6 protein-coding genes are annotated in these 5,611 nt (G+C 58.3%); 1 reads left to right on the forward strand and 5 read right to left on the reverse strand.

Annotated elements, in window-relative coordinates; all coding sequences use genetic code 11:
- Positions 1 to 89: 89 nt before the first annotated feature.
- The 3 genes from AC1DVH_RS25240 to trhP all read right to left on the reverse strand — a co-directional run bounded on the left by AC1DVH_RS25240 (position 90) and on the right by trhP (position 3,547).
- The gene (locus AC1DVH_RS25240) at positions 90 to 884 is read right to left on the reverse strand and encodes an ABC transporter permease (RefSeq protein ID WP_477756101.1); all 795 of its coding nucleotides are present in this window, start codon (positions 882 to 884) and stop codon (positions 90 to 92) included.
- A 376-nt stretch (positions 885 to 1,260) separates the two neighbouring features.
- The gene (locus tag AC1DVH_RS25245) at positions 1,261 to 2,052 is read right to left on the reverse strand and encodes a CPBP family glutamic-type intramembrane protease (RefSeq protein ID WP_477756102.1); all 792 of its coding nucleotides are present in this window, start codon (positions 2,050 to 2,052) and stop codon (positions 1,261 to 1,263) included.
- Between the two features lie 169 nt (positions 2,053 to 2,221).
- Complete coding sequence (trhP, locus tag AC1DVH_RS25250; RefSeq protein ID WP_477756103.1) at positions 2,222 to 3,547, reverse strand: prephenate-dependent tRNA uridine(34) hydroxylase TrhP; 1,326 nt, start codon at positions 3,545 to 3,547, stop codon at positions 2,222 to 2,224.
- Between the two features lie 160 nt (positions 3,548 to 3,707).
- Between trhP and AC1DVH_RS25255 the strand changes: the two genes are divergently transcribed.
- On the forward strand, positions 3,708 to 4,769 hold the full coding sequence (locus AC1DVH_RS25255; RefSeq protein WP_477756104.1) for an AI-2E family transporter: 1,062 nt from the start codon (positions 3,708 to 3,710) through the stop codon (positions 4,767 to 4,769).
- Here the strand turns inward: AC1DVH_RS25255 and AC1DVH_RS25260 are convergent.
- Together AC1DVH_RS25260 and AC1DVH_RS25265 are read right to left on the reverse strand one after the other, a co-directional pair.
- Positions 4,766 to 4,957 carry a hypothetical protein gene (locus AC1DVH_RS25260; protein WP_477756105.1) on the reverse strand — a complete coding sequence of 64 codons (192 nt, stop codon included), beginning with the start codon at positions 4,955 to 4,957 and terminating at the stop codon, positions 4,766 to 4,768. The two genes, AC1DVH_RS25255 and AC1DVH_RS25260, sit on opposite strands and share 4 nt — an antisense overlap.
- Positions 4,958 to 5,072: 115 nt before the next feature.
- Positions 5,073 to 5,267, reverse strand: a complete 195-nt coding sequence (locus tag AC1DVH_RS25265; RefSeq protein ID WP_008052996.1) for a hypothetical protein — start codon at positions 5,265 to 5,267, stop codon at positions 5,073 to 5,075.
- Positions 5,268 to 5,611 lie beyond the last annotated feature (344 nt).

A 5,611-nucleotide genomic window follows, 5' to 3' on the forward strand; every position in this document is an offset into this window, starting at 1 on the left:
GTGACAGGTCGCGGAAAACGTGCCGGCGACCTTTGGGGGTCAGGTAAGACTTGGTGATATTTCTGAGCTCGAACACGGGAAGCCTGCGGTTAGCCGTTCTTGGTAGAGATCAAATGCAGTCGACGAACCCGGTACGTACCAAGGGAGACGAACAGCAAGACCAGGGTGAACGCGATGACGTAGTGCGCCGACACACCATCGACCGGAACGTAGTGCGGGAAGATTTCGGCACGGATCAGTTCCAGCAGGTGCAGGAATGGATTGAGCAGCAGCAGTGGCAGCATGGCGTGAGGCAGGTAGGCGGCGGGAATCAGTACGCCCGAGAGGAAGTACAGCGGGAAGAACATCATCCGCAGAAAGAGGGTGCTGCTGGGCATGGCGTGGGCAATCAGTGACAGCAACATGCCCAGGCCAAAGGAGAACAGGACGCCCAGAAGGATGGTCAGCATCCACTCGATGGGGGATTTGATGGACATGTCGAAGCCGTACCATGCAAAACCGAAGACCAGGATGGCGTATGCGCTCGCGGAAATGCTGAACTCCACCAGAACCCGGGCGATGTAGGTGTCCAGCGGCTTGATCTGTTTGTAGGCAAACAGTGAGCGGTTTTCCTTGGGGCTGTTCATCAAGCGCAAAGCGGTGTTGCGAAACAGCAGGAATGGTGCAAGTCCGACCAGGACGAACACCGGGAAATCGATGCCGGCGACGGTGCTGCCGCGAATCAGGGTGAACGCTACGCTCAGAATCAACAGGTGGGCAATCGGTTCAATCAGTGTCCAGCTCGCGCCCATGCGCCGGTCGCCAAAACGCGAACGCGCTTCACGCAGCACCAGGGCAAAAATGACGGATTTTTTGATTTGGAGGGAAGAGCGAGGCTTCAGCATGATTTACCGCACAGTACAACGGCGCGATAAACGCGTTGCCAGAATTCATTTTCAGAGGACGCCGTCGTGTAGAACGGTTCGCTTCCATTCGTGGGGCGGGAGGTTAAACGCAGCGCAAGACAGTAGTCAAGGCGATTGGTTCCCGAGCAGTGCCTGACGAAATATAACTGTAAAAACGGACTGGTCAAGCGTAAAAAAAACGGTTTCGTTCAGTGTTTATTGGGTGTTGTCAATGGTGGTGCCAAAATCTCGTCGGCATTTGAATGATTTATAACATCGATGCGCAGTTATCGGGAGGGCGATTGCAGATGCGAAAATCAGCGCCCGAAGCAGTTGATGGCACCTGGTCCGGTTAGTGTTTTTAGTCGATGGGTCGCTACCCGGCCAACATTGGATAAGTGAACAATCCGAAGTGCAGCAGATTCAAACCGAAGTGGGTGGCAATGGCTGCACCCAACCCGCCGAAACGGTAGGCCAAGCCATAACCGATCCCCGCCAGGCTCGCCAGCAACACCCACTGCCAGCCTGCGCCCACATGCGCCAGGCCGAACAATAGCGATGCCAGTAGAAGGGCCAGGTTTTCGCCGTAGGGCAGGTCTTTGAAGCACCGGCTCAGACTGCCCTGGATGTAGCCGCGAAACAGCGCTTCCTCCACCAGCGTCACCAGCAGCAGATTATTAAGCACCCACAGCCATGCGTGGTCCGGCCATTTCGGTGCCCAACTGATGACACCCAGCAAGAGCGCGCCACCCAGGGCCAGCACGGCGCTCAGGGGCAGCGCGATAGCGGTGGCATAGATGGAAAGGCGCAACGAACGCCGGCCGACAATCCACGGGCAGACCAGTAATAGCCAGAAGCCAATCAGGGGTTTGTCCTGATTCAGGTACATGGAAAATGGCACGCCATCGTCGGTGAGTCGCTGAGGATCGATGCCGCGACCATTGTAGAAACCGGGGAGCCAATGCATTGCCAGCGCCAGGGCCATGAAGATGAACAAGCCGTGGCCGAGGTAGCGAGCGATGGGGAGTTTTTGCTGGCGGACTGCGAAACCGGCGAACAGCAACAACACTACGGAGATCGCGGCCAGCCAGCCGAGTTGGCCGTAGATTAAAGCGAGCCCGTAGCCGAGGGAGAGGAGGGCCAGGTCGATCCATGGCAGGGCAAGCATGTTGAGTCCTTGTGCATGAAATTCTGCAAGGTGACTCGGTCCCTTGTGGGAGCGAGCTTGTTCGCGATAGCGATCGATCAGTCACAGCAATGTTAACTGGCAGACCGCAATCGTCGGAACGCCGCCCGGAGCAAGCTCGCTCCCACAGGGTTATGTGTGTATTTGAAGATCAGTTCACACCCACATCCCGCATCAACAGCCCAAACTCCAGATCCACCGCATCCGGTATCGGCAAATACACCGTATGCCCATCGCCCGGTGCAACCTCGATCGCTTCTCCCTTGGCGTTTTGCAACTGATGCAGATCGAAGTGGAAGTTGCCCTTGGGCGTCATCAGTTCCATGTGGTCGCCCAGGCCGAAGCGGTTCTTCACCTTGACCTCGGCCAGTCGATCCCGGCGCTGGCCCGTCAGTTCACCGACAAACCGCTGGCGCTCCGACACCGAGCTGCCGTTCTGGTAGTTCTGGTACTCGTCATGCACATGCCGGCGCAGAAAACCTTCGGTGTAACCGCGCTGGGCGAGGGATTCCAGGTCGGTCATCAGGCCGCGGTCGAAGGTCCGGCCCGCCACGGCGTCGTCGATGGCGCGGCGATAGACCTGGGTGGTGCGCGCACAATAAAAGTGCGATTTGGTCCGGCCTTCGATTTTCAGGGAGTGCACGCCCATGTGCGTCAGGCGTTCGACGTGCTGCACGGCGCGCAGGTCCTTGGCGTTCATGATGTAAGTGCCATGCTCGTCTTCGAAGGCGGGCATCTGTTCGCCGGGACGATCGGCTTCCTGCAACAGGAACACCTGGTCGGTAGGCGCGCCGATGCCCAGGGTCGGTTCGGGATCGAATGTCTGGACGATCTCGCCGAGCTGATTTTCGGTGGCCGGTTGCGCTGAATATTTCCAGCGACAGGCATTGGTGCAACTGCCCTGATTGGCATCGCGCCTGTTCATGTAGCCCGACAGCAGGCAGCGCCCGGAATAGGCCATGCACAACGCGCCGTGCACGAACACCTCTAGCTCCATGGCCGGCACCTGTTCGCGGATCTCGGCGATTTCTTCCAGCGACAGCTCCCGCGACAGGATTATCCGGCTCAGGCCTTGCTGTTGCCAGAACTCGACGCTCGCCCAGTTCACCGTATTGGCCTGCACCGAAAGGTGGACCGGCATCTGCGGGTAGTGCCGACGCACCAGCATGATCAGGCCAGGGTCGGACATGATCAGCGCATCCGGGGCCATGGCGATCACCGGTTCAAGGTCCTTGAGGAAGGTCTTGAGCTTGGCGTTGTGCGGCGCGATATTCACCACCACGTAAAAGCGCTTGCCTTGAGCCTGTGCCTCACGAATGCCCAGAGCCAGGTTGGCGTGATCGAATTCGTTGTTGCGCACCCGCAGGCTGTAGCGCGGCTGACCGGCGTACACGGCATCGGCGCCGTAGGCGAAGGCGTAACGCATGTTTTTCAGGGTGCCGGCGGGGGCGAGCAGTTCTGGCGCGGAGAGGTTCATGGCGGAGTMGGTCGCAAAAGCCGCGCAGGGTAAACGTTCGGTGGCGAGGGTTTATTGACCTGGATCTATGCTTGTTCAACAAACCGATGGCACTCGCGCGAGCCGTAGTGGACTAAATATCAGGGCGGAAGTTTTTCGTCCTCTCTGGCACGGATCGGACATGAACGAAACGCCCCTACAAGACAAATCACTGACGGTTTTGCTGGTGCTGGTGAGCGCTGCGTTCATCTGGATCTTGCTGCCGTTTTACGGCGCGGTGTTCTGGGCGGTGATCCTCGGCATCGTCTTTGCGCCACTGCAGCGCCGGCTGCAAGAGAAGTTCGGCTGGCAACGCAACCTCACGTCGCTGTGCACATTGAGCATTTGCCTGGTGATTGCGATTCTGCCGGTGATCATCATCAGCGCCTTGCTGGTTCAGGAGGGCGCGGCACTCTACAAAAGCGTCGAGAGCGGCGAACTCGATATTGCCGGGTACGTGTCGCAGTTCAAGCACAGCCTGCCGCCGTATTTCCAGCATCTGCTGGATCGCTTCGGCATGGGCGAGTTGAACGGGCTGCGAGAGAAAATCGTCAAAAGCGCGATGACCGGCGGTCAGGAGCTGGCGGCGCAGGCCTTCATTTTTGGCCAGGGTACCTTCGAGTTCGTCGTCAGTTTTTTCATCATGCTGTACCTGCTGTTTTTCTTCCTGCGCGACGGTGCAGAACTGGCACGCAAGGTGCGTCTGGCGGTGCCGTTGCAGGAACAGCAGAAACGTCGTTTGCAGCTCAAGTTCAATCGTGTGGTGCGGGCCACGGTGAAGGGCAACCTGCTGGTGGCTATCACGCAAGGCGCACTGGGCGGTCTGATTTTCTGGTTTCTGGACATCCCCAGCGTATTGCTCTGGGCGGTGTTGATGGCGTTTCTGTCCCTGCTGCCGGCGGTGGGGGCGGGAATAGTCTGGGCGCCAGTGGCGGTGTTTTTCCTGCTCACCGGGGCGATCTGGCAGGGCGTGGTGCTGGGATTGTTCGGGGTCTTCGTGATCGGCCTGGTGGATAACGTGCTTCGACCGATTCTGGTGGGCAAGGACACCAGGATGCCGGACTACATGATCCTGATTTCGACCCTCGGCGGCCTGGCGATTTTCGGCCTGAACGGCTTTGTCATCGGCCCGTTGATCACGGCCCTGTTCATGTCGAGCTGGGCCATTTTCATTGAAACCAAACCTCGGGTGCAGCTGCCTTAGGCGCTGAGCCTGCCGGACTGGCCGGTGCCGATGCGTTGCGACAATGCCTGGGCGGCGGGCAGCGAAGTGAGCGGGCCGCTGATTGGCACGCCGTCCTGCACGAGGTACCAGCAGGCGAGCATGCCCAGCTCCCTGAGCTGTGGGGGAACCGCGCTGCCGATAACGGACATGATCTGAACCTTGGACATGACAAGTACCTCCATCAATCTGTGGAGCTACTTTAAGGTCCGTGTGCCATGAGGGGTAATCAACGCTTTCGATAGTGGTCATTGATGCCAGCGGGGGCAAACGACCGTTGGTCGGTCAGCTGACCACCTGATCGAGCATATGAACCACTTCCTGCTCGTTGAGCAGGCCCTTGCGCACCAGGCTTTGCGTCAGCAGCGAGAGAAACTTGGCGCTGCGATGGCCTTCAAGGTGCTTGAGTTCGGTCAGTGCGTTGTAGACCTTGCTGGAGGTGCACAGACCGACGATGCGGTGCGGGTTTTGCGTTGGCATGTGGTCGTCCTTGTTGTTATCAACCTGTTATCGACGGACAGAGCCGAGCTTGCGCAACTGTCATGACAAAAATATGACCGTTTTTTGCCGCACGGCAGAAAACGGGTCGAGTCCATCTTGCCCGTTTCCACCACGGGCATTGTCCCGATAGCGACCTTGGCGAGATTTATCCAGACCTGCACCGAAAAAAGGGATAAAAAAGCCCCGCTGTTTCAGCGTAATGCTGTTCACTTAAGTATTTGAGTCCCAGCCGGGCTTCCCCGAAAATCCGATGCCAGACCTCTGGCATCGGATTTTTTATGTCTGTTCAACAGGACCTGCTCGACCTCGGCGACCTTTTCAAC

The organism is Pseudomonas sp. P4_C3, from assembly GCF_056402075.1.